Genomic DNA, 22,677 nt, shown 5'->3' on the forward strand with positions numbered 1-22,677 from the left:
ACTTTATAAAACCACTCACTTAATCAACCAATCACTTTACTAATCTATTCCTAACAATTTGCGGTTAAACGCTTCGTCAGATCCTGCTGCTGCGAAATCATCAAACGCCTTCTCTGTTACGCGGATGATATGATCTTTAATAAATATGGCACCTTCTTTTGCGCCATCTTCGGGATGTTTCAAGGCACACTCCCACTCCATTACGGCCCACCCGCTGAAGTTATATTGTGCCATTTTGCTGAATATCGCTTTAAAATCAACCTGCCCGTCGCCTAAGCTGCGGAAACGGCCCGCGCGGTCTATCCAGTTTTGATAGCCGCCATAAACACCCTGACGTCCCGTAGGGTTAAACTCGGCATCCTTAACATGGAACATTTTAATGCGCTCATGGTAGATATCTATATACTCCAGGTAATCTAAACACTGCAACACAAAATGCGATGGGTCATACAGCAAATTACAACGCTTGTGATTATTCACCTCCTTCAAAAACATCTCGAAAGTAATGCCGTCGTGCAGGTCCTCGCCAGGATGCACCTCGTAGCAAAGATCAACGCCGTTATCTTCAAATACATTCAGTATGGGTAACCAGCGTTTGCCTAACTCTTTAAAGCCGGTTTCAACCACACCTGCAGGGCGTTGCGGCCATGGGTAAACCATTGGCCATAACAAAGCACCACTAAAGGTAGCATGCTCGGTTAATCCCAGGTTTTGGGACGCTTTGGCAGCATATTTTAATTGTTGTACGGCCCACTCCTGGCGCGCCTTTGGGTTGCCGTGAACTTCAGTTGGTGCGAAGGCATCAAACAACGAATCGTAAGCCGGGTTTACGGCTACCAATTGTCCCTGTAAGTGGGTAGATAGTTCGGTAATTTGCAAGCCGTGGCTGTTTACTACACCTTTAATCTCATCGGCATAGGTTTTACTTTCGGCAGCCTTTTGCAGGTCGAAATAGCTGGTTGCCCAGCTTGGGATCTGCACACCTTTAAACCCAAGTCCGGCCGACCATTTGCAGATCTCGTCCAAAGTGTTAAATGGCGGCGTATCGCCTAAAAACTGCGCTAAAAAAATTCCGGGGCCTTTTATTGTTTTCATAAAATTTATACGTTGAATTTAGTCCACTTAATATCTGATTTACCGGATGCTATTACGTTCTCAATAAACGCCATGCCTCTTACACCATCGTCAATACCAGGATAGTCCTGTGCCTCGGGCGACGCGGTTTTACCTTCTATATCAGCCTTAACACACAACGCAAAGTTGTGATATAAATTAGCAAAAGCTTCTAAATAACCTTCAGGGTGCCCACCCGGGGTACGGGTATTATGCGTAGCATACGAGCTTAGGTAGCCCGATCCGGTACGATAGATCTGCCATGGCTCTCCGCTCATTTTTACCAATAAGGTGTTTGCGTCCCACTGCTGCCATTCAAGGCTTCCCAGTTCGCCATATACGCGGATCTTTACATTATTTTCTTCGCCGGCGGCTATTTGGGTGGCTGTTAGTACCGCGCTGGCGCCATTGTTCATTTTAATCAATACCGCACCGTCATCGTCAAGCTTGCGGCCCTCAACTACAATGTTGATATCGGCACAAAGCTGCGTAACCTGTAAGCCGGTTACATATTCCATTAAGTTAAACGCGTGGGTACCAATATCACCCATAGCACCTGCAATACCGCTTTTACCGGGGTCTGTGCGCCAGGAAGCTTGTTTGTTGTCCTCTCCCTCTAAAAATGTGCTTAACCATCCCTGCGGGTACTCTACATAGATTTTACGCACCTTGCCAATTTTACCTGCTTTAACCAATTGCTTAGCCTCTTTTACCATTGGGTAGCCAGTGTAAGTATGTGTTAGGCAAAAAAGTTTACCGCTTGATTTTACTACTTTTTCCAGCTCTTTAGCTTCGGCCAGCGAAAAAGTCATTGGCTTATCCAGCACCACATGGAAACCATTCTCCAGGGCCATTTTAGTTGGGGCAAAGTGTACGTGGTTTGGGGTAACTATACTGATAACCTGTACGCGCTTATCAGCCGGTAATTGTTTTTCTTTTTCAATCAGTTCTTCGTATGACGCGTATGACCTATCGGCCGACAGGCCCAGCTCCGCGCCGCTTGCTTTTGATTTTTCGGCGTTGCTGCTAAAAGCGCCGCATACTAATTCATAATCACCATCAATACGGGCGGCAATACGGTGTACGGCGCCAATAAAAGCACCTTGCCCGCCACCAATCATTCCTAATCTTAGTTTCATAGTTTATTTGTAAGCATATTAAATGGCTGTTAACAGCATAGAAGCCTGTGCCATTTTGGTTATTGTTTAATGTTTGGTTATAATGGTTATACGAGTATAAAATCGTTTTAAACCCATTTAACATAGGTTTATCAAACATAATAACTTTATTAATAAAAAACCTAATGCCATAAATTTATTACCAAGTTTACTTGTCCACAAAAGGCCCTTAAACAAAAAGGCCCTGTATTTTCATACCGGGCCTTTTTTATATTTTGGATGTGGTTAGACAGCCTCCGCTACCAATACCTTATCCTGCATTTCAAAAGCTTCAACACCTTCTATTACTACAGCGTGGCTGTTAATTTTATTGGCTTTATGGATACCGTAATGATCGCTGTAAAATTGTGCTTTCGAGTCGCGGTACGAGCTTACTGCCCCTATCATGCTCATAAACTTAATATAGTACCAGGCGCTGTCAACCTGCCATGGCTTAAAGCCCGAGCGCGCGCTGTTAGGATAAGCATGATGGTTGTTATGCCATTCGCCGGCCACTATACCCGGCCATACCTGGTTTATTGACATATCGTCGCGGTTAAAGTCTACACCGTCACGGCGTTTATCTTCGCCTTTTCCGTGTCCTTCATAATTAAATGTACGTACACCAACTGCCCAAAAACCAGCAGCACCAAACAATGCACAGGCAAGGCCCATACCGCCAATTAAATAAAAAGCGGTAAACCAAAACCCCCAGCTCAATATTACACTTACAATTGTTTTAAGCGGATTAGCCAGCGTACCATATTTTTGATATTGGGCATAGGTATTAACCTGCACACCAGTATGCTTCATTAATTTAACACAGCAGTTATAATCCTTCTCGCTCATGTTACGGTTTATAGGCTGATGGGTAACGTCGGCCAGGAAACAGTACAAGAAACCGCCTTGAGCGTTGTAAGGGTCGCCGGGTTGGTCTGACAAAGCATGATGTACATGATGCGAGATCGCGTAAATCTCCTCAGGAATAATTTTAAGCGTAAGATTTTGGGTAAAGAAACGCCAAAAATTATTTTTAAACTGGTAAGCGCCATGCGTACAATAGCGGTGGTGCCATATAGTACCATGTGTACCCATGATGATCATGCTGTAAACAAAGGCGGCTATTAGTAATTTGATAGAAAAGTATTTAAACAGGAAGATAAACAGGAATGGCGCAAGCACCACAACCATCATCCAGCTCATAAAAGAGAGCCAGTTCTTTTTATCTTTAAATACGTTTAGTCTTGAAAAAAATTCCTTAATAATTTGTTTGGGGGTTGGTTTTGCCAATTCACCGTTCGCGTCCGTCCAGCCGTATGAAGGTGGTTGCAGCACATTATTTAAAAATGCCATTTAGTAGTTTGAGATTTTAATCAATTTAACCAGGTTTGTAATTTGAGTGTAATATATGAATAAAAACCTTGTTACGAATTTTTATTTAATTTAGTTACACTGCGATAATATACAAATCAAAACGTTAATTCTTAATTAAAATTACCCGTTCACCAATTAATAAATTTTCGCATTCTTCGAACTCGTCCGGAACAGTAATACTATGCACTTCATTCTTATAGCTTTGTTTGATCTCTTTGCGGCGTTTTGCCTCAATAAACCGCCTTACATGATCGCGGTTTTCCAGAATTAACCCCGGGATCTTAGCGGGTTTATTATCCTCATCTTTAGCTACCATAGTAAAGTAGCTGGTATTGGTATGGTTAGTGACGTTTGTTTTGATGTTCTCTGATATCACCCTTATCCCCACAACAAGCGAAGTATTACCCACGTAATTTACTGATGCCATCAGCGATACCAGGTCGCCAACCTCAACCGGCTGCAAAAAATCTACTGTATCAATCGATGCTGTTACGCAGTAATTGCCTGCATGTTTGGCTGCGCAGACATAAGCCACCTTATCCATCAGCGAGAGCAAAATACCGCCGTGGATTTTACCGCCAAAGTTGGAGTATGATGGGATCATCAGTTCGGTAATGGTTGTTTCAGAAAAACGAACGGTTTTAAAGGCTGAAGTATCTGGTGTTGCGGTCATGGTAATAAGCGTTATCGCTGCAATATAAAACTTTTACTATCGCTATAATTTATAAATATTAAATTGCGTAAAAATACCTGGTGTGAAGAAACTGTTATTGTTTACGGCTATCATTTTATGTTTGGGAGATTGCTTTGCGCAGAAAGTAATTGAGCGGAAAAACAAGCTTATCAATAACGTTACCGAACGTTATGAAACTGTTATTGAAGCAACCAAACAAGTTAAGCACGGCGTGTATCACGCTTTCTTTGGCAAGAAAATCGTTTTGGCCAGCGGTAAATATGTTAACGATAAAAAAGTTGGCATATGGCATTATTTTGACCGCGACGGAACGTTGATGCAGAATTACGATTACGATCACAACAAGCTATCATACGAAGCACCCGAAGGGGCACCATTGGCATTAAGTTATAACATAGATTATTACATAAAAGATAACGATGTGGCAACACAACCCGTTCGTCCGGGTGGCCGGTACTTCGGATATGTGCCCTATTTAAGAGCTTTTAAACTCCCCCCGGCAATGGATGACGAAGACCTGAACAGGTACCTGGTAACTTTTGATCTGCTGATAAGCCCCATGGGGAGGCTTGCAGAATTTGTGGTGCATATTAGCCGCAGAGGTACAGGCGTAGACCAAATGGTTTATAATATCAATACTGATTTGTTTAGCGACGATGATAAAACATTCATACCGGCAACGTTAAACAAAAATCCGGTTGCGTCACAAATACATGTTTTGTGTGCGATGGACCTAACCGGGGCTTTGGATATGTTGTATTTAATTCCCAAAAAAACAACGGCACCTTAATTAGTAACCGGTACAGTAGCAAAGAAGCAGTGGCAGCCGTATAGTTGCAGAATCATTACTGCCACTAGCAACTGCCACTGCAACTTAAATTTTAGTGAGCGTGATGACCATCCGGACCGTGTGCATGGCCATGAGAAAGCTCCTCTGGCGTTGCCGGCCTAACGTTAATGATAGTTCCTTTAAAATGCAAAGGCTGGCCAGCCATAGGGTGATTCAGGTCAACAATAATAGAATCTTCTGCTACCGATACTACCTGTCCCTGGAAATGGTTACCCTGGTTATCCTGTAAAGGTAAAATAGCGCCAATTTCAGGCAGATCTGCTCCCTGGAACATTTCTATAGGCAGATTTGCTACTGCTTCTTTATCATGCTCGCCATAAGCCTCTTCGGCAGTAAGGCGAAAATCGTAAGTATCATTGGTTGACAGCGGGCTTAAATACTCTTCAAATTTTGGAAGCATCTGGCCGGCCCCAAATAAAAAGGTAAGTGGCTGCTCTTGTGTGGCGCTTTCTACTAAAGCTTCGGTTCCATCTTCCTGGTCAACGTACAGATCGTATGTTAATGACACTACATGCTGTTGTTCAATCTTCATTATTTATGCGTTAGTGGTAAATATTGGCACCCATGAGTGCTTTGTTGCTTATTTAATTAATGTTTCCCGCTTCAATTTGTTTTAAAGCATCGGGGATATTATTGGCAGGTAATCCGCAGGTTTTGTCTTTACAAATAAATACCTGGGTTTGATTGCTAAACTTATCGCGCAACAAAGGTAAACTTCCTTTTTTACCACCCAAGATAATTTTATTAGGAACGTAATTTTTTTCCATTTCCAGGCGGAAGGCTTCGGCATCAGTTCCAATTATCGCCACCTCGTTGGTGCCAAATACTTCGTCAAGCAACAACATGCTCCAGTTTGAATAAGCTGAACCATACTTAGCCAAATGCGGCATAATATTGCGTAATTGTTGTGCCGATATCTCTGAATAATGTTCATTATCAAATAACAACCCCAGCCTTTTTAAATTACGCGCCATCACCGAGTTTGACGCGGGGATAACCCCATCCATAATCTCTGATTTACGGGCTATCAACTGTTCGTCATCATCCGCAGTGAAAAAGAACATACCACTTGCTTTATCATAATAATGGGCGATGGCATTGTCAGTAAACTCGACAGCGAACTCCAGCCATTGCTCGTCGAAAGTAACCTCGTATAAAGCAATAAAGGCATCAACCACATTAGCATAATCATCCAAAAAAGCCACGGCCTGGCCGTCTGAGTTATGTACCCGGCCAATGCGCCCATCAACTACCAAATTATCTACAATGAATTTTGCGTTTTTTAAGGCGATAGTTAGGTATTCGACCTTATTGAAAGAACGATAAGCCTCGCAAAGCCCTTTTAACATCAAGCCGTTCCACGATGCCAGGATCTTATTATCCAATCCTGGCCGGATACGTTTACTTCGATATTCGAATAGCTTTTTGCGGGATGCTGCAACGCTTTCCAGCATTTCGTCAACAGGGATACCTATCGCTTCTGCAAGATCGGCATCATTGCCGCGTTTAAACGGAATATTGGTTTGCTCTTCCTCCCAGTTGCCTTCGTCGGTTAGGTGATAGTAAATGCAAAACAGTTCGGCCTCTGCACCTAATACTGCTTGCACTTCTTCCTTATCAAATATGTAGAACTTACCCTCTACTCCTTCACTATCAGCATCCAGTGCCGAGTAAAAGCCACCCTCGGCCGATAATAATTCGCGCGCTGCAAACTCAATTGTATCGGCAACGGTTTGTTTATACAGTTCGTCAGGTTGCCAGGTATAAGCCTCTGAGTATAGGCTGATAAGTTGCCCGTTATCATATAACATCTTTTCAAAATGCGGCACATGCCATAAGCCGTCAACACTATACCGTGCAAAGCCTCCGCCTAAATGGTCATAAATGCCGCCATAAGCCAATTTTAGCAAGGTTAGTTTGGCTAACCCTGCTATCTCCTCATCCTGCATTAAATACGCATAGCGGATCAGAAACTGCCAGTTATTAGGCATCGGGAATTTGGGCGCGGTGCCCATACCACCCTCGGTTTTATCAAAGTATTTTTTCCAGTTGCTAACGATGGTCTCCAGGTCGGTTTTAGTATAATCAGGCTCTGTTTCCACAAAGCCTATCGACTCATATTTTTGGATTCCCTCGGTTAAGCGCGTAGCATATTCGTTCGCGTCTTCCGGCTTTTGTTTATAATAATCGGCCAGGTTAAAAAGCAGGCTTGTCCAGTCGTTTTTGCGGAAGTAAGTACCGGCGTAAATAGGCCGCTGATCGGGCAGGCAAATACAGTTTAAGGGCCAGCCACCGCGTCCGCTTATTAGTTGAACAGCGCTCATGTAGATCTGATCGACATCCGGCCGTTCTTCCCTATCGACCTTTATACAAATAAAGTATTCGTTCATTACGGCGGCAACGTCCTTGTCCTCGAAACTTTCGTGCTCCATAACATGGCACCAGTGGCATGCAGAGTAGCCAATACTAACGATGATAAGCTTATTCTCGTCTTTGGCCTTTTGCAACGCTTCTGTACCCCACGGATACCAGTTAACCGGGTTATTGGCGTGTTGAAGTAAATATGGCGAGGTGGAGTTGGCTAAGCGGTTCATGATCACAAAAATGCGATATTAAATGCACTTAAGGATAATGATTGCTGTTTGCGATTTGTTTTTACAAAATGTGAGGTGATCACCGCATTATGCAATAACATATAATTTCGCTTTATTTGCTCTCTAATAAAATTAACTGATTAATAATGAACTTTAAAAACTACATGCTTACAGCATGCGGTTTGTTAGCCGTGGCGTTCAATGCATCGGCACAAGCCCCTTCCGATACGGTTAAATATAATCACTCGGACCTTTTCGGCCCTATCACCTGGCCCACAACCAGCAATGGCACCCGTTCGGCAGCCGGCAAACCTGGCCCAAACTACTGGCAAAACCGTGCCGACTATCTTATCCACGCTTCTTTAAATGAACTGGCACAGGATACTACAGTTGCCGGCGATGTTGCCATAACCTATACCAATAACAGCCCCGACCAAATGGATTACCTGTGGCTGCAACTGGATCAAAACTTGTTCAGCCCCGACTCACGCGGTGCGGCGGTAACCCCTTATACCGGTGATCGGTTTGATGTTAAGGGCTTTAGCCGTGGGGGTATTCACATCAGTTCGGTTTCAGTTACTTACAAGGGTCAAACATATACTGTTACCCCAATTATTACCGATGCCCGTATGCAGGTGCGTTTAAACAAACCATTGGGCGCAAGCGGCGATAAGATCCAGGTTAAAGTAAACTACAGCTTCTCTATCCCTTACTATGGCGCCGACCGTATGGGCCGCAAAGAGTTTAAACAAGGTGTGGTTTATGAAATTGCACAATGGTACCCGCGTATGTGTGTTTATGACGATGTTGAAGGCTGGAACACCCTGCCCTATATGGGTCTAGGCGAGTTCTACTGCGAGTATGGCGATTACGATTACTATATCACTGCACCGGGTAACATGGTTGTAGTCGGATCAGGCGATTTACTAAACCCTGCCGATGTACTTACCCCAACCCAGCAAAAACGTTTGGCAGAAGCCCGCAACAGCGATAAAACAGTAACTATCATATCAGAAAGCGAAGTTGGCCTGCCCGCAACACGCCCGGCTAAAGGCAGCCTGACCTGGCATTTTAAAATGGATAATACCCGCGACATTTCATGGGCCGCTTCAACAGCGTTTATTTGGGATGCTGCTAAAACCAACCTGCCATCGGGTCGTAAATGCATCTCGCAATCGGTTTACCCGGTTGAGAGCGCAGGCAGTAACGCCTGGGGCCGTTCGACAGAGTATTTAAAAAGCAGTATCGAGATCTACTCAAAAGCTTATATCGAGTATCCATGGAACTCGGCGGTTAACGTATCAGGTGTGGCTTTGGGTATGGAATATCCGGGCATCATCTTTTGCTTAAGCAACTTAAAGAACGGCGCGCTATGGGGCGATGTTACACACGAGATAGGCCATAACTGGTTCCCAATGATTGTTGGCAGTAACGAGCGTAAATATATGTGGCAGGACGAAGGTTTCAATACCTTTATTAATGAGTACTCTACCAAAATGTTTAACAACGGCGAGTACGCACCCAAAGGCCCAAACAACAACGCCCAAAATATTTTAAGGGGTTATGCGCGCAGTGGCGACCCGTTAATGACCCCTCCCGAGGCTATTGGCCTGAATGATTATGGACAATATTATAACAAAACCGCTTTAGGTTTGGATATGCTGCGCGATGTGGTTTTAGGACCCGAACGTTTTGATTATGCCTTCCATGAATATATCAAGTACTGGGCTATGAAGCACCCGTTACCTTACGACTTTTTCCGTGCCATGAACGACGCCGCCGGCGAGGATCTGAACTGGTTCTTTAAACCATGGTTCTTTACTACCTGGAAACTTGACCAGGCTGTTGAAGGTGTTAAATACAGCGGCAGTCCAGAAAACGGTGCCATCATCACCATTGTTAACAAAGAAAAAATGGCCATGCCGGTCGACCTGAAAATTACCCAATCTAACGGTAAAACCGAGATCATCCACTTGCCGGTGAATGTATGGCAACGTACAGGTGTCTGGAAGTTTAAATACCCGTCAACATCAGTTATAAAATCAATCGTGTTGGACCCGGATCACTTATTACCGGATATTGACTTGAAGAACAATATTTTTAAAGCTGAATAATAAGCTAAAAGCATAAGGCTAAAGCAAAACAAAGCCCCGGTTTTTAAACAAACCGGGGCTTTTTGTTTTGTTTCACAAAATAGTGGAACAAATGAAACAAGTGAAACAAGGTTTTGACTTAAAGTATTGTAAATTAAATATTTACAAAAATTAAGTGAAACAAAATGAAACAACTTTTAAGTTATGGCATTTATGTGTAAAATAACTGTAATTTACTTTAAACCAGATAATTGAAAAACATGTTGTTTTTGTAGGTTTTTGTTTCATGAAACAGGCCAGGTGAAACAAAAATAGTGTTGGGTTTCAATTAGTTCATTTTTGTTTTGAGATTTAATAGTAAGTTTAACCATGAAACTTAACCGCTTGGTCAGAATTTGGCTCCTCATGTCAGGCATTATTTTGCTTTGTGGTTGCGTTGATCCTTTCGGAATGGCGATTGACAAACAAGTAGTCGGCAAGTTTTACCTAACTGCGCCTGATACCGGGGAACAAACAGCTCTGTCTTACCAGGGATCCAGTGGCAGTTCTTATTCAGTTATAGTCTGTGAAAAAGTAATAGCTATCGGATATAATGATCAATACATAATCGCAGAACAGGAACGCGGCAAAATCAACTATTTTATCGTCCCCATCAACAATAAAAATAAAGTTAAAGGCCACTGGTTTGGCGAAATAGGCCCGTTAACTTTAAACGAATTTAATGCTGAGAAGAAAGCATTAGGTTTAGAGAAAGTTAAATTTACGATTTTTTATAAAGATCTGGATTAGATCTTGCAAGAGCTATGTAGCAAGTGTAGTAGGCACAATCTCTATATCAAATCATGAAAGATATATTGTTCATCATAATCAACTTTAAACTTTTGCAGGAAATCAAGATACTCCTCCTTAAATGTTTGCTTTTTATGATGCTCTTCCTGGTTCTGAATATATTTATAAACGCTATCAACCTGCGATTGGCTGTATGAAAATACACCATACCCTTCCTGCCACTCGAACCTTTGCGGGGTTAATGCATTATCATTAATGTATTTAGATGATTTCGATTTAACTGTTCTTATCAAATCAGAAACAGAAACCGCAGGTTTCAAGCCAATAAAGCAATGTACATGATCTTCTACCCCATTTACGATGATTGTTTTACAGTTCATTTCGTTTATTAAATTCCCAATAATAGCAAAAAGCTGAGGTTGCCATTTTTTTTAATTATGGCTTCGCGATATTTAACCGCAAAAATTACTTGCAGATAGATTTGGTGATAGGTGTTTGCCATTGGCGTTTTATTATATGTGCCGTGCCTACGGCACTCGTTTACATTTTTACTTTCTTTCGCCGGGTTAAAACCCGGCGCTACAATATTGGTCGAGGCTACGCCTCTTCTTATTATATTATTATTTAACACGCCGTGTTTAAACCGGGCTACAATATGTGCCGTGCTTATGGCACTCCTTTACATTTTGCTTTCTGTCGCCGGGTTAAAACCCGGCGCTACAATATTGGTCGGGGGTACGCCTCTTATTATTATATTATTATTTAACACGCCATGTTTAAAACGGGCTATAATATGTGCCGTGCCTACGGCACTCGTTTACATTTTGCTTTCTGTCGCCGGGTTAAAACCCGGCGCTACAATATTTGGTCGAGGCTACGCCTCTTATTAGTTACAATTACTATATTTTGTTAACATTCTATATCCAAAAACAAGAGCCGTAGGCTCGATCCATTTTGTAGCCGCGGGTTTCAACCCGTGGTTCCCTTTCACAAAATAAATAATAAGTGCCGTAGGTACGACCCATATTAAATGTACCGGGCCAACGGTTCACCTTATTGCTTTTCTTTTTATGTCGCCGTGTTTAAACCGGGCTACAATATGTGCCGTGCTTATGGCACTCGTTTACATTTTTATTTTTCTGTCGCCGGGTTAAAACCCGGCGCTACAATATTGGTCGAGGCTACGCCTCTTGATTGAATGGACGTCTATTAACTCATATAATCACCAATTACCAAAGAGCCGTAGGCTCGCTTCATTTGTAGCCACGGGTTTCAACCCGTGGTTCCCTTTCACAAAACAAATAATAAGTGCCGTAGGCACGACCCATATAAAATGTACCGGGCCGACGGTTCACCTTATTCCTTTTCTTTTTATGTCGCCGGGTTAAAACCGGGCTATAATATGTGCCGTGCCTACGGCACTCGTTTACATTTTTACTTTCTGTCGCCGGGTTAAAACCCGGCGCTACAATATCGGTCGAGGCTACGCCTCTTGATTGAATGGACATCTATAATCCACATTAATAACTAATTACAAAGAGCCGTAGGCTCGCTACATTTTGTAGCCACGGGTTTCAACCCGTGGTTCCTTTTCACAAACAAATAAATAAGTGCCGTAGGTACGACCCATATAATGTTATTTTTTCACCTCCACCAACCGCTCCACCAAATTCCACCCCCTAACACTAACCCTTGGATTAACCACCGGCAAATTATAATCTATCACAACCGTTCTTTGCTCGCCCGGTAAAACAGATACATAGTTGTCCGAATAAAATACCGGCAACATGCGCTTTTTGGTTTGCGGGTTAATTAACGATACGCGGTTAAAAAATGCTACCGGTGCTTGTTTGCTATTGATTAGCGTTACGGCTATTTTGCCATTGGCCACCTGTTTAGCGGTTACGGTTAATTTTGATGCCGTTATTTCGTTTAAGCCCGGGTACTCCCCTGTTTTATCGGCCAGCCAGTAGATATTATCGCTTATAACCTTTTTGTTAGCATCTGTTAGTTTTAAAGCAAGGAAAGCGCCTTTGCTTGTAGCAGCTGCGGCTACTTCTTTTTTAATATCCAACAGGCTGATAACGCCCGATTGCGGGATGTCTTTTATCAACGTTGTAACCGGGGTCGCTGTGCCTTCCATGTCATACAGCGTTATGGTAGCGGTAACACGTTTAAGATCGATGAATGTATTATTTACCGCGCTAACCGTGCTATCCGTAGGGTTAAACATGATATGCACCGGCGCGCTGCCGCTGTGCAGGCCGTACAGGCAGGCATTAGGGTCCAGGTAATAATCATACATCTGCCCCCGCATGGCCGACCATGGGTTCTGTGTTTTCCAGATAATGGTACCCGTATACCAATCCCACATGTGCGAGCTAAAGCCTTCCATCAGGGCGCGATACTGGTCGTAGTTTACCAGCTGAGCCTTTTCGGCAAATTCTTTAACATTTTTTGGTTTACCGTATTTATCGATATAATTTTCGTAACCGATGTAAGTATGATAGCGCCACACCGAGTCGATCCGTTCGCGTTTGGTTGCAGGATTATATTCGGGCATGATCATGTTCTTTTCCGGGATAAATCTTTTAAGCCCTTCATAATCATTTATTCCCATCGACCCAACCTCCGAGTTAAACGGGTAAGTTTTTTTGGCCCAGAATACCGAGATCGGCTGGATATTATACGAACCATCGCCGTTAACGCCTTTATCGGTCTTGCCCATGTCCAACGAGTTGGAGAAATCAACAAACCAGCGGGTGTTATCCAGTTTAGGCAGTATTACATCGCGCACAGCGGCCAATATATCATCAGGCTGGGTGATTTCATTACCGCCGCACCAAATAGCCAGCGAGGCGTAATTACGCAGCATTTTTACCTGGTCTTCAACCGAGCGGATGTACAAGTCGTGATCATCCGGGTATTTGCGGCGGCCCGCCTGATCTTCCAGTTTTTTGGCATCCGGCCAGCGGCCATTACAATCCCCCGATCCCCACATATCCTGGAAAACCAAAATACCATACTTATCGCAAGCCTCATAAAACTCTGGGCGCTCGGTTAACGCACCGCCCCAAACCCTTATCAGGTTCAGGTTCATATCGCGGTGAAAGCGGACCTCGGCATCATAGCGCATTTTAGAGAAACGCAGCATCTCGTCTGACACGATCCAGTTACCACCTTTTATAAACACGCGCTGTCCGTTTACATTTATCTGGCGGCTTTGAGTATGGCTGTTCCATTCGCTGGTTAGCTGGCGCACCCCTACTTCAATATCTTTTTGGTCGGATATTTTATTGGCGGCAGTTACAAACTGCAGCTTTAAGTTATACAGGTTTTGTGGCCCGTAACCATTTGGCCACCATAACTTAGGGTTTTTAAGTTGATGATCGGCCAATTGCACATCGGCAGATGAATTAGCGGTAAGCGTTATTTTTTTTGATACAGGTTTACCATCCAGGTTATATTTTAAATAGCCGGTTACGGGTTTGCCGGTAGCATTTTCAAGGGTAGCGCTAACCTGTATAATAGCCGGCTGCTGTGGCCCTGTTGGTTGTCTTACGCCCGGCACTAATGTTACCACATGCGGGTCGATGATATGCACGGCTCCGGTTTTTTCTATAATTACTTTATCCCAAATGCCCGTATTACGATCACGGATAGGTTGGATCCAGTCCCACCCGGCGGTATATTGAATGCCTACGTTTTTAGCGATGGTGCCATCGCCACCCTGGCCGCCGTTGGGGTTGCCCACCGGATCTGGCGGATAGACGATAACCGCCAACCTGTTATTGCCATTTTTTGCCAGCCATTTAGTAATGTTATACCGCTGGCGCAAAAACATGCCCTGAAAAATTTTCTCGTTCAGCTGGTGCCCGTTCAGGTAAACATTGCAGCTATAGTTTATCCCCCTAAAATTTAAGTAGACCTGGTTACCCGCGTCTGGCGCGGCCTCTTTAAAATCTTTAACGAACCAATAAGTATAATAATCGCGGCCGGTTTTGTAAATGTCGGGTATCAGCTTGTTGTTCATCCCGTAAAATGGATCAGGGATTTGTTTATTGGCTAATTGCGTAGTTAATACAGTGCCCGGTACTACAGCGGGCTGCCAGTTAGTTAATGAAAAGCCCGGCGCAGATATTTGATCGCCTTGCGCTGATACCGAGCCGATAGGTTTACACTTCCAGCCCGTATTTAGCTCATAACTGGTTTGTGCCGAAGCGTTTTGCAGCATCGCCATAAAAAATAGCGACAAACAAACTGGTGTAAAATAAGGGCGGTATTTTGTAAAAAGGCGCATAGTTGGTTAGTTTAAAGGCATCAATTATTTGTAAATGTAAATAATTACCGGGCGATTTATTTAAGGCAGGTGCATTAAAAATACATACTAAAATTGATAGTAAAACCTTTCGGCTTTCGTGGTAAAACCTTAATTTCGCTGCTCACAGAAAAGAGGGAAAAGCATTGGATTATTTAGCGGGATTAAATCCGGAACAGCAGGCGGCAGTTAAACAAATACACGGCCCGGTAATGATAATTGCCGGCGCGGGATCGGGCAAAACGCGGGTTATTACCTTTAGGGTAGCACATTTAATTCGCAGCGGGGTCGATCCGTTTAACATACTGGTGCTAACGTTTACCAACAAGGCATCGCGCGAAATGCGTGAGCGTATTACCCACCTGGTAGGCCCCGAAGCAAAAAATATTTGGATGGGTACCTTCCACTCTGTTTTTGCCAAGATATTACGGGTTGAGGCTGATAAAATTGGCTACCCCAATAACTTTACCATTTACGATACCGACGATAGCAAAAGCGTTATCCGCGCCATTTTAAAAGAGATGAGTTTGGATGATAAGCTGTATAGCGTAAACCTGGTACTGAACCGCATCTCGGCAGCTAAAAACAACCTGGTATCGTGGATGGAATACCAAAAGAACGACCAGATCCAGGCCGACGATATATCATCAAACCGCCCAATGCTGGGTACCATTTATCAAACATTTGTACAGCGCTGTTACCGCGCCGGTGCTATGGATTTTGACGATTTGTTGTTCAAGACCAATGAGTTGCTTAAGCAATACCCCGAAGTACTGCATAAATACCAGCATAAGTTTAAGTTTTTAATGGTTGATGAGTATCAGGATACTAACTTTTCGCAATACCTGATTGTAAAGAAACTGGCGGCTGTTAATGAGAATATTTGCGTGGTGGGCGACGATGCGCAGAGTATCTACGCTTTCCGTGGCGCCAATATCCAGAACATATTAAACTTTGAGAAAGATTATCCGAATCTTAAAGTTTTCAAACTCGAGCAAAATTACCGGTCGACCCAAAACATTGTAAACGTTGCCAACAGCATCATCGCCAATAATAAAGAACAGCTTAAAAAAAATGTATTCTCTGAAAAAGAGAGCGGCGATAAAATAAAAGTGGTTCGCGCCTTTAGTGATAACGAGGAAGGCAAATTGGTTGCTGAAGCCATTATGTACGAGCGCACCAGCAAAGGTTTGCGCTGGAATGATTTTGCCATACTATACCGTACCAACGCGCAGTCCCGATCGATGGAGGAGGCTTTGCGTAAATTGGGTACGCCCTATAAAATATATGGGGGTCTCTCCTTCTATCAGCGTAAAGAGATCAAAGATTTGATAGCCTACTTCAGGTTAACCTTTAACCCTAACGATGAAGAAGCGCTTAAACGTGTTATTAATTACCCACGCCGCGGAATTGGAGATACAACTATTGATAAAATTATTGTAGCCGCCGACCAGCATGGTATTACCCCATGGGAAGTGATAGCGGCGCCTGATAAATACCTAGAAGGCCGGGTATCCGCATCGGTTACCGGCTTTGCGGTGATGATACAGAGCTTCCAGGTGCTTACAAAATCGCAGAGCGCCTATGAGGCCGCTTTGTACATTGCGCAGCACTCGGGGCTTTTAAAGGACCTTTACGAGGATAAATCTGTAGAGGGACTGAACCGTTACGAAAACATACAGGAGTTGCTTAACGGTATCAAAGAGTTTAGCGAGCGCGAGGACCTGGAAGAAAAGGGACTTGATGTGTTTATGCAGGATATTGCCCTGCTTACCAATGATGATAACGATAAGAATAAAGATGCCGATACGGTATCTTTAATGACCATCCACTCATCTAAAGGATTAGAGTTTCCGCAGGTGTATGTTGTGGGATTGGAAGAGAATTTGTTCCCGTCGCAAATGGCGCTTAACTCGCGCACCGACCTGGAGGAAGAGCGTCGCTTGTTTTATGTGGCTATAACCCGGGCCGAGAGTAAGCTATCACTAAGCTACTCTACCTCCCGCTTTAAATTTGGTACGCTGATAAATTGCGAGCCGAGCCGTTTTTTAGATGAGATTGACGCGCAATACCTGGAACTTGATTATACCGCCAAACCGGCCAATAATGTTGGTAGTTTGAACTATGATGACGAACGCTCGTCATGGAGCCGTACGGATGATAAATTTTCAAAACCCAAGCCCAAAACAACCTCACCATCGGCACCGCCAAAAACAACTTCTATTTTGGCCAAGGCACACGTGGTATCGGCAGGCTTTAAGGTGTCTGACACTTCAAACCTGCAGGTAGGCATGGAAGTAGAACACGAGCGTTTTGGTTTTGGCAAGGTGTTAAGCCTTGAAGGCAATAAACCCGATATTAAAGCCACAATTTTCTTTAAAGAAATTGGCCAAAAGCAATTGTTGTTGAAGTTTGCGAAACTCAGCATTATAAATTAATAATTAATAAATACCCCACTTTTTGTAGAAGCAATTCCCCAATTAAATTCACAATTAATTAAAATTTTGCGTTTCCACCTTAATTAAGGCGCATTTTCGTCATGGCATATAAATTGGTTAGGTAATAACGACCCTTTACCCTAACAATTAATTTATACTGAAATGAACGACAACCAAAAAAAGAAAACCAACAAAACGATTGGTAAGAACATCCGTACTTTTCGCCATCAGCGTGGATGGAGCCAGGAAGATGTAGCTAACCGTTTAGGGATCTCAATTCCGGCTTTTTCAAAAATCGAAACAGGAGTGACTGATATTAACCTATCGAGGTTAGAACAAATAGCAAATATTTACGAGGTTGACGTAGTACAGATATTGGTTATAGATGTAGAAGAGGTTGAGCAAACACCATCTAATTTAAGTATTGTTCAAAAAAGATTACTTGAACGCGAGGCCGAGATTGTTAACCTGCAACGTAAAGTGATCTTACTTTATGAAGAGTTACGCAACGCCAAAATAGCGGTTAATATATAGTTTCAAAAAAAGCGTTCGATAAATACGACACTATTGTGTTATTATGAAGTAGTCGATACTTAAATGTTTTACCAAAGCTTAAAGTATTTAAGTATCGATTAATATAGTTGGTATTAAACGAAAAAGACCATCTTTAAATATTTTGGAGTAAAAATTGTATACTAACCTATATCAATTAAATACACCTATTATGTCAAATTACTTAATAGCAATATCGCAAACTAAAGGAGCAGGAGCTGCTACCATCCATGATTCTAAAAGTAAGCTAAAAGTTAAAGCTTTTGATGTGGTGCAACCTACATTTAAACCACGTAAAGGTGAAGTTAGCTTTTTTGTAACTGCCGGCAAAAAAATATTAGCCTTTGAAACCCAGGGATATAAAAAGCACCGCCAGCTATTAATTTTACAAATGATATCGTGGTATTGTATGTATCTTGGTTTGTTTGAGGCGCAGATCCACGCAACGTTCCCCGGTTTAGCTTAAGAACTAAAGCCTGTTTTTCCGGGATCATGCAACATATCGCTCATTTCTATGATCTTTTCGTCAATCTCTGACACGCATTTATCCATCATAGTAATACATTCCTGTTTATCTACCAGCCCTTCTTTCTCCAAATTCATTAGCCCTTTAAGGGTGGCAATAGGCCCGCGTATCTGGTGCGACAGGTAAGATGAATATTCTGAAAGTTTTTTGTTTTTTACCTGGAGATCCTTCGTTCGTTCGTCAATGATCTCTTCAAGGTGATGGTTTATACGGTCAAGGTTATCCTTTTGGCGTGATATTTCACCGTTAAGCTCCTGTAGCTGCAAATTGGTGGTGGCTTTACGTTTAACACTGCCAACCAACAGAAAAATAACTATTACCAATAGCCCGGCAGTAACGGTTACCGACCAAAAATAAATCCTTGAAATCTCTTCCTTTTTTTGTGCTGCGTAAAAATTAACCAGTCGGTTTTGCTCATTTTGCAACAAGCTAAGTCGTGTAGATACATTTGATTTATATCCTGAACTATCATTCTTATAAATATCAATTAAATAATCTAAAGCCTTTTCGTAATTCTTCCGTCTCTTTTCCAACTCATATGAAGAGTGCTTGTAATCATAAATATCTTTTTCATTATGAATAAGCTCTGAATAAGATTTTCCCTCCTTGATATACTTCTCAGCTTCGTCGAAGTTATTTTCTGCGATGTAAATATCAGCAAGCGTCATATTTATTGCTGCGATAGATGAGTTCATATCCAGGTCCTTCGCTTTGGGATACGCTTGAAGTAAGAGATCCTTCGCACGTTTATAATCGCGTTGATAGTAATAAAGACCTCCCATATTTTCAAGGCAATGCACCATATTTACAACGTCATTTAATTTTGTAAATAATGCATAGGCTTTGGTATAATGATCCAAAGCACTGTTATACATAGTTTTTCGGTTATAAATATTACCGATATTTAGGTGTAATGATGCTATTAGTGCTGTTTGATTATATTTTTTGGCTATGACTTCTGCTTTGCCAAAATTTTCTAAGGCTTTTTCAGAATCAACAAGCTGGTATAAATTGCCGATGTTATTTAAAACTTTAGCCTTACCCAGTTCATCGTTTATCTTTTCATACTGATTTAAAGCATCAAAGTAGCGGTTCAGGGCGCTATCCGGGCGGTTTAAGTAGTATTCTCCTATTCCCTGTACACGATAGGCTTCTGCTATTCCTTTTTTATAATCAAGTTTTACAGCTAATTCTAAAGCCTTTTTAGCGGCAATTATGGTTTCCGTTGGTTTAGCTAAACGATTATCATAGCCATTCTTATTTAATGTGTTAACCTCTGTCGTATCTTTTCCTGTAGTTTGTTGTAAAGTTGGGGTCGCGTAAATATTAACTGAAACAACTATCAGGAGCAAAATTATGCAGGTTTTCTTCATTAAATGCTTGTTACGTTTAATTATGGTGAAAGTTATAAATAATACATTGTATATTTTTCTAATCGGCAAAAAAACTATGTTTTTGACGTCAAAAAAAAAATAGCATTTTTCTTTGTAATTAATAAAACCTAATTATATTTGTAATGATAACTATTTGAATATCAATAATTAAATAACGAAAAATACAGGCTATCATTTAACGCAAAAACAAACGACTGAAAAAATAAAAGTAAAACATACGGAAAAAGAGCATTTAAATTGTCAATAATAACAACCTGCTTACAGGGTCAAAACACATAGTTGTGCAATTGTTATTAACTATTAATTAATGCGAATAACGTATAATACATTTAATAATTAAAAAATTAAAAAACATAAATATTATGAAAAAAATCGCACCAACATTCGTCATTGCCCTATTTATAGTTTTGCTTACTGCATGCGCTAAAAAGAGCAATGTACAAGCCGACTCGCTGTCTTTTTATAATAATCCATTCACGGCAAAAAGCATATTAGCCACTGCCGACTAATTGACATATCAAGCAATACCTATTAATTATTACATAATATTAAACTATAGAAATCATGTTAAAAGCAATCCTAACAGCAACAATCATATTAACAGCCGGAATATTTTCAGTGTTAAAAACAACATCTGCACCTGTAAAACAAGCCCCTGTAACTATATCTAAAGTTTTAATCGACAACAGAGCAGCTTTAGCTACTGCCGACTAATTATTACAATACCAGGCAACAACTACATATATTTTATATACCTATATAATACATAGGCAACTAGCAACTATAACTAAAAAACACCCTCACATAATAGATCATGAAAAAATTAATTATTGCAACAGCCATTATATTCTCTACAAGCGTAGCTTCAAGTTTTGCAACTCCTACCCGCGAAAAAAATAACCTGGCAACTGCCGACAGAGGTGGAGAAAAAAATAATTTGGCTACAGCCGACAGAGGTGAGAAAAACAACCTGGCTACCGCTGACAGAGGCGAAAAAAATAACTTAGCTACCGCTGACAGAGGCGAAAAAAACAACTTAGCAACAGCCGACAGATTATAATAACCCAACTTATACAATAGCTCCTAATTAAAAACGATGATGAAAAAAATAATCATAGCATTAGCAATCATATTCTCTACAGGAATCACTACTTCATTTGCCGCTACTACAACTGAAAAAAATAACCTGGCAACTGCTGACAGAGGCGAAAAAAACAACCTGGCTACCGCTGATAGAGGTGAGAAAAACAACCTGGCTACAGCCGACAGAGGTGAGAAAAACAATTTGGCTACTGCCGACAGAGGCGAAAAAAACAACTTAGCAACCGCTGACAGATTATAATAACCCAACTTATACAATAGCTCCTAATTAAAAACGATGATGAAAAAAATAATCATAGCATTAGCAATCATATTCTCTACAGGAATCACTACTTCATTTGCCGCTACTACAACTGAAAAAAATAACCTGGCAACTGCTGACAGAGGCGAGAAAAACAACCTGGCTACTGCTGACAGAGGTGAGAAAAATAACTTAGCTACTGCTGACAGGGGCGAGAAAAACAACCTGGCTACCGCTGACAGATTCTAATATCAAACCAATTTAAGCATCATCATGAAAAAAATAGCAATAATAGCTGCAATACTTTTAACAACCGGGGTAACCGCTTTTTCATTAACCAGGAAAGAAAACAAAGCCGACGTTAAAATTGAAAATGTAACTGATAGCACTACAGACGGAAACGCTAAAAGATTAGCTACTGCCGACTAAAAAGATTACCGGGTAACTATCATTTTTTTACTTAATAGCTGCCCGCCCACCTGCATACTATATATATAAACTCCGGGATCAAGCTCATTTAAAGGGACGTTAATAACACGGTAACCCGCATTTTGATAGGAATCGTGTAAAGTTTTGATAAACTTCCCATTTATCCCATATAACTTAATTAATACCCTACCGGCTTGCGACAAGCTAAACCCGATACTGGTACGATCAATAACAGGATTAGGATAATTTTGATTAAGCCCCACAACCAATAGCCTGTCTTCAATTGCACGGTTAACAGCATCAAACCAAACATAACTTATTAATTTATACCCCGCAGCATTAGGATGCACAATATCCTGATACAGGTTAAAAAAATCGCGACCCAGAGATCTGTTTACATCTGCTACGTATATATGATACTCTAACGCCAGGCGCTTATATAGCGCGTTTATTTGGTTGATATACAAATTGGCAGTTTTATAAAGCTGGTTATTTTGGTCGTTATAAAATTGGATGGTGCCTATAATAGGGATTAAATGATTTTTTAAAGATGCTTCTATATAATACCGCATATTTCTTTCGGTATCGCTAAGCTTATAAGGTTCTTTTTTGGCTAATTGCACAGCATCATTTGCGCCCATCAGTATAAGGATAAAGCCGGTGCGGCCTGCAATGGCGCCGGGGAAACGTGCCAGGCCCTGTGTAGTCGTCTCGCCGGACACCCCGTTTTTTGTTACAGAAACTATAACACCCGGGTAACATGTTTCTATATTATTTAACAAGTCTTCCTGAAAAGAAAAACCGCCAACACCTTCAACAGTACTTGCGCCAAACGTAGTTACGTTTATACTATCCTTACCATAAAATTTAGCGGCGGCACTGCAACTAGGGGCTTGTGCGTAACCAGATAAAAAGAAGATGGAAAAAATAACAGAAAGAAAAATTATCTTACGATAACTCATTATTTAATCACAGTTTAAACTAAACACAAATATAGGCAAAAACGCTAACCAA

24 protein-coding genes are annotated in these 22,677 nt (G+C 41.6%); 12 read left to right on the plus strand and 12 right to left on the minus strand.

Annotation, left to right across the window (positions count from 1 at the left end):
* Window positions 1-39: 39 nt before the first annotated feature.
* The 4 genes from ABIB50_RS19590 to ABIB50_RS19605 all read right to left on the minus strand — a co-directional run bounded on the left by ABIB50_RS19590 (window position 40) and on the right by ABIB50_RS19605 (window position 4,317).
* Complete coding sequence (locus ABIB50_RS19590; RefSeq protein ID WP_429382524.1) at window positions 40-1,095, minus strand: sugar phosphate isomerase/epimerase family protein; 1,056 nt, start codon at window positions 1,093-1,095, stop codon at window positions 40-42.
* 5 nt (window positions 1,096-1,100) lie between these two features.
* Complete coding sequence (locus ABIB50_RS19595; RefSeq protein ID WP_429382526.1) at window positions 1,101-2,252, minus strand: Gfo/Idh/MocA family protein; 1,152 nt, start codon at window positions 2,250-2,252, stop codon at window positions 1,101-1,103.
* Window positions 2,253-2,516: 264 nt separating this feature from the next.
* A complete protein-coding gene (locus tag ABIB50_RS19600; RefSeq protein ID WP_429382528.1) occupies window positions 2,517-3,623 on the minus strand; it encodes a fatty acid desaturase in 1,107 nt (368 codons plus the stop codon).
* Between the two features lie 124 nt (window positions 3,624-3,747).
* Window positions 3,748-4,317 carry an acyl-CoA thioesterase gene (locus ABIB50_RS19605; RefSeq protein ID WP_429382530.1) on the minus strand — a complete coding sequence of 190 codons (570 nt, stop codon included), beginning with the start codon at window positions 4,315-4,317 and terminating at the stop codon, window positions 3,748-3,750.
* Window positions 4,318-4,399: 82 nt separating this feature from the next.
* Here ABIB50_RS19605 and ABIB50_RS19610 point away from each other — a divergent pair, with 82 nt between their 5' ends.
* Window positions 4,400-5,128, plus strand: coding sequence for a toxin-antitoxin system YwqK family antitoxin (locus ABIB50_RS19610; RefSeq protein WP_429382532.1), 729 nt, complete (start codon window positions 4,400-4,402; stop codon window positions 5,126-5,128).
* Between the two features lie 91 nt (window positions 5,129-5,219).
* Here ABIB50_RS19610 and ABIB50_RS19615 read toward each other — a convergent pair whose 3' ends face one another.
* Window positions 5,220-5,720, minus strand: coding sequence for an FKBP-type peptidyl-prolyl cis-trans isomerase (locus tag ABIB50_RS19615; RefSeq protein ID WP_429382534.1), 501 nt, complete (start codon window positions 5,718-5,720; stop codon window positions 5,220-5,222).
* Between the two features lie 52 nt (window positions 5,721-5,772).
* Window positions 5,773-7,782: a thioredoxin domain-containing protein gene (locus ABIB50_RS19620; RefSeq protein ID WP_429382536.1), complete on the minus strand. Its 2,010-nt coding sequence runs from the start codon at window positions 7,780-7,782 to the stop codon at window positions 5,773-5,775.
* 146 nt (window positions 7,783-7,928) lie between these two features.
* Between ABIB50_RS19620 and ABIB50_RS19625 the strand changes: the two genes are divergently transcribed.
* Together ABIB50_RS19625 and ABIB50_RS19630 are read left to right on the plus strand one after the other, a co-directional pair.
* Window positions 7,929-9,896: a M1 family metallopeptidase gene (locus ABIB50_RS19625; protein WP_429382537.1), complete on the plus strand. Its 1,968-nt coding sequence runs from the start codon at window positions 7,929-7,931 to the stop codon at window positions 9,894-9,896.
* A gap of 348 nt (window positions 9,897-10,244) precedes the next feature.
* A complete protein-coding gene (locus ABIB50_RS19630; protein ID WP_429382538.1) occupies window positions 10,245-10,664 on the plus strand; it encodes a hypothetical protein in 420 nt (139 codons plus the stop codon).
* A 41-nt stretch (window positions 10,665-10,705) separates the two neighbouring features.
* Here ABIB50_RS19630 and ABIB50_RS19635 read toward each other — a convergent pair whose 3' ends face one another.
* The 4 genes from ABIB50_RS19635 to ABIB50_RS19650 form a co-directional block, all read right to left on the minus strand.
* On the minus strand, window positions 10,706-11,044 hold the full coding sequence (locus ABIB50_RS19635) for an IS200/IS605 family transposase (protein ID WP_429382540.1): 339 nt from the start codon (window positions 11,042-11,044) through the stop codon (window positions 10,706-10,708).
* An 8-nt stretch (window positions 11,045-11,052) separates the two neighbouring features.
* Entirely contained in the window at window positions 11,053-11,295 is a 243-nt protein-coding gene (locus ABIB50_RS19640) for a hypothetical protein (RefSeq protein ID WP_429382542.1), read from the minus strand.
* Between the two features lie 622 nt (window positions 11,296-11,917).
* On the minus strand, window positions 11,918-12,172 hold the full coding sequence (locus ABIB50_RS19645) for a hypothetical protein (protein ID WP_429382544.1): 255 nt from the start codon (window positions 12,170-12,172) through the stop codon (window positions 11,918-11,920).
* A 128-nt stretch (window positions 12,173-12,300) separates the two neighbouring features.
* Complete coding sequence (locus tag ABIB50_RS19650) at window positions 12,301-14,964, minus strand: glycoside hydrolase family 2 protein (RefSeq protein ID WP_429382546.1); 2,664 nt, start codon at window positions 14,962-14,964, stop codon at window positions 12,301-12,303.
* Between the two features lie 164 nt (window positions 14,965-15,128).
* On the opposite strand from ABIB50_RS19650, the gene ABIB50_RS19655 reads away from it, so the two are divergent.
* From ABIB50_RS19655 to ABIB50_RS19665, 3 genes are all read left to right on the plus strand, one after another.
* A complete protein-coding gene (locus ABIB50_RS19655) occupies window positions 15,129-17,420 on the plus strand; it encodes an ATP-dependent helicase (protein ID WP_429382548.1) in 2,292 nt (763 codons plus the stop codon).
* Between the two features lie 162 nt (window positions 17,421-17,582).
* The gene (locus tag ABIB50_RS19660) at window positions 17,583-17,954 is read left to right on the plus strand and encodes a helix-turn-helix domain-containing protein (RefSeq protein ID WP_429382550.1); all 372 of its coding nucleotides are present in this window, start codon (window positions 17,583-17,585) and stop codon (window positions 17,952-17,954) included.
* A 190-nt stretch (window positions 17,955-18,144) separates the two neighbouring features.
* The gene (locus tag ABIB50_RS19665) at window positions 18,145-18,438 is read left to right on the plus strand and encodes a hypothetical protein (protein ID WP_429382551.1); all 294 of its coding nucleotides are present in this window, start codon (window positions 18,145-18,147) and stop codon (window positions 18,436-18,438) included.
* Here the strand turns inward: ABIB50_RS19665 and ABIB50_RS19670 are convergent.
* Window positions 18,435-19,871, minus strand: a complete 1,437-nt coding sequence (locus ABIB50_RS19670) for a tetratricopeptide repeat protein (protein ID WP_429382553.1) — start codon at window positions 19,869-19,871, stop codon at window positions 18,435-18,437. The genes ABIB50_RS19665 and ABIB50_RS19670 overlap by 4 nt on opposite strands.
* Before the next feature lie 383 nt (window positions 19,872-20,254).
* Between ABIB50_RS19670 and ABIB50_RS19675 the strand changes: the two genes are divergently transcribed.
* From ABIB50_RS19675 to ABIB50_RS19700, 6 genes are all read left to right on the plus strand, one after another.
* Window positions 20,255-20,401: a hypothetical protein gene (locus ABIB50_RS19675; protein ID WP_429382555.1), complete on the plus strand. Its 147-nt coding sequence runs from the start codon at window positions 20,255-20,257 to the stop codon at window positions 20,399-20,401.
* Between the two features lie 55 nt (window positions 20,402-20,456).
* On the plus strand, window positions 20,457-20,606 hold the full coding sequence (locus ABIB50_RS19680) for a hypothetical protein (protein WP_429382556.1): 150 nt from the start codon (window positions 20,457-20,459) through the stop codon (window positions 20,604-20,606).
* 100 nt (window positions 20,607-20,706) lie between these two features.
* Window positions 20,707-20,952 (plus strand): hypothetical protein, encoded by a 246-nt coding sequence (locus ABIB50_RS19685; RefSeq protein ID WP_429382558.1) that lies wholly within the window; start codon window positions 20,707-20,709, stop codon window positions 20,950-20,952.
* Between the two features lie 36 nt (window positions 20,953-20,988).
* The gene (locus tag ABIB50_RS19690; protein WP_429382559.1) at window positions 20,989-21,234 is read left to right on the plus strand and encodes a hypothetical protein; all 246 of its coding nucleotides are present in this window, start codon (window positions 20,989-20,991) and stop codon (window positions 21,232-21,234) included.
* Between the two features lie 36 nt (window positions 21,235-21,270).
* On the plus strand, window positions 21,271-21,483 hold the full coding sequence (locus tag ABIB50_RS19695; protein WP_429382561.1) for a hypothetical protein: 213 nt from the start codon (window positions 21,271-21,273) through the stop codon (window positions 21,481-21,483).
* 24 nt (window positions 21,484-21,507) lie between these two features.
* Entirely contained in the window at window positions 21,508-21,663 is a 156-nt protein-coding gene (locus ABIB50_RS19700; protein WP_429382563.1) for a hypothetical protein, read from the plus strand.
* A 5-nt stretch (window positions 21,664-21,668) separates the two neighbouring features.
* Here the strand turns inward: ABIB50_RS19700 and ABIB50_RS19705 are convergent, their stop codons facing one another.
* The gene (locus tag ABIB50_RS19705) at window positions 21,669-22,625 is read right to left on the minus strand and encodes a GDSL-type esterase/lipase family protein (protein ID WP_429382565.1); all 957 of its coding nucleotides are present in this window, start codon (window positions 22,623-22,625) and stop codon (window positions 21,669-21,671) included.
* Window positions 22,626-22,677 lie beyond the last annotated feature (52 nt).

This window comes from Mucilaginibacter sp. UYCu711, from assembly GCF_050433825.1.
Lineage (GTDB): Bacteria > Bacteroidota > Bacteroidia > Sphingobacteriales > Sphingobacteriaceae > Mucilaginibacter.

Bases quoted from the DNA above. Each gene is read 5' to 3' on its own strand.
- ABIB50_RS19590 (WP_429382524.1), bottom strand. From the start codon at position 1,095: ATGAAAACAATAAAAGGCCCCGGAATTTTTTTAGCGCAGTTTTTAGGC.
- ABIB50_RS19595 (WP_429382526.1), bottom strand. From the start codon at position 2,252: ATGAAACTAAGATTAGGAATGATTGGTGGCGGGCAAGGTGCTTTTATT.
- ABIB50_RS19600 (WP_429382528.1), bottom strand. From the start codon at position 3,623: ATGGCATTTTTAAATAATGTGCTGCAACCACCTTCATACGGCTGGACG.
- ABIB50_RS19605 (WP_429382530.1), bottom strand. From the start codon at position 4,317: ATGACCGCAACACCAGATACTTCAGCCTTTAAAACCGTTCGTTTTTCT.
- ABIB50_RS19615 (WP_429382534.1), bottom strand. From the start codon at position 5,720: ATGAAGATTGAACAACAGCATGTAGTGTCATTAACATACGATCTGTAC.
- ABIB50_RS19620 (WP_429382536.1), bottom strand. From the start codon at position 7,782: ATGAACCGCTTAGCCAACTCCACCTCGCCATATTTACTTCAACACGCC.
- ABIB50_RS19625 (WP_429382537.1), top strand. From the start codon at position 7,929: ATGAACTTTAAAAACTACATGCTTACAGCATGCGGTTTGTTAGCCGTG.
- ABIB50_RS19630 (WP_429382538.1), top strand. From the start codon at position 10,245: ATGAAACTTAACCGCTTGGTCAGAATTTGGCTCCTCATGTCAGGCATT.
- ABIB50_RS19635 (WP_429382540.1), bottom strand. From the start codon at position 11,044: ATGAACTGTAAAACAATCATCGTAAATGGGGTAGAAGATCATGTACAT.
- ABIB50_RS19645 (WP_429382544.1), bottom strand. From the start codon at position 12,172: ATGTCCATTCAATCAAGAGGCGTAGCCTCGACCGATATTGTAGCGCCG.
- ABIB50_RS19650 (WP_429382546.1), bottom strand. From the start codon at position 14,964: ATGCGCCTTTTTACAAAATACCGCCCTTATTTTACACCAGTTTGTTTG.
- ABIB50_RS19660 (WP_429382550.1), top strand. From the start codon at position 17,583: ATGAACGACAACCAAAAAAAGAAAACCAACAAAACGATTGGTAAGAAC.
- ABIB50_RS19665 (WP_429382551.1), top strand. From the start codon at position 18,145: ATGTCAAATTACTTAATAGCAATATCGCAAACTAAAGGAGCAGGAGCT.
- ABIB50_RS19670 (WP_429382553.1), bottom strand. From the start codon at position 19,871: ATGAAGAAAACCTGCATAATTTTGCTCCTGATAGTTGTTTCAGTTAAT.
- ABIB50_RS19675 (WP_429382555.1), top strand. From the start codon at position 20,255: ATGAAAAAAATCGCACCAACATTCGTCATTGCCCTATTTATAGTTTTG.
- ABIB50_RS19680 (WP_429382556.1), top strand. From the start codon at position 20,457: ATGTTAAAAGCAATCCTAACAGCAACAATCATATTAACAGCCGGAATA.
- ABIB50_RS19685 (WP_429382558.1), top strand. From the start codon at position 20,707: ATGAAAAAATTAATTATTGCAACAGCCATTATATTCTCTACAAGCGTA.
- ABIB50_RS19690 (WP_429382559.1), top strand. From the start codon at position 20,989: ATGATGAAAAAAATAATCATAGCATTAGCAATCATATTCTCTACAGGA.
- ABIB50_RS19695 (WP_429382561.1), top strand. From the start codon at position 21,271: ATGATGAAAAAAATAATCATAGCATTAGCAATCATATTCTCTACAGGA.
- ABIB50_RS19700 (WP_429382563.1), top strand. From the start codon at position 21,508: ATGAAAAAAATAGCAATAATAGCTGCAATACTTTTAACAACCGGGGTA.
- ABIB50_RS19705 (WP_429382565.1), bottom strand. From the start codon at position 22,625: ATGAGTTATCGTAAGATAATTTTTCTTTCTGTTATTTTTTCCATCTTC.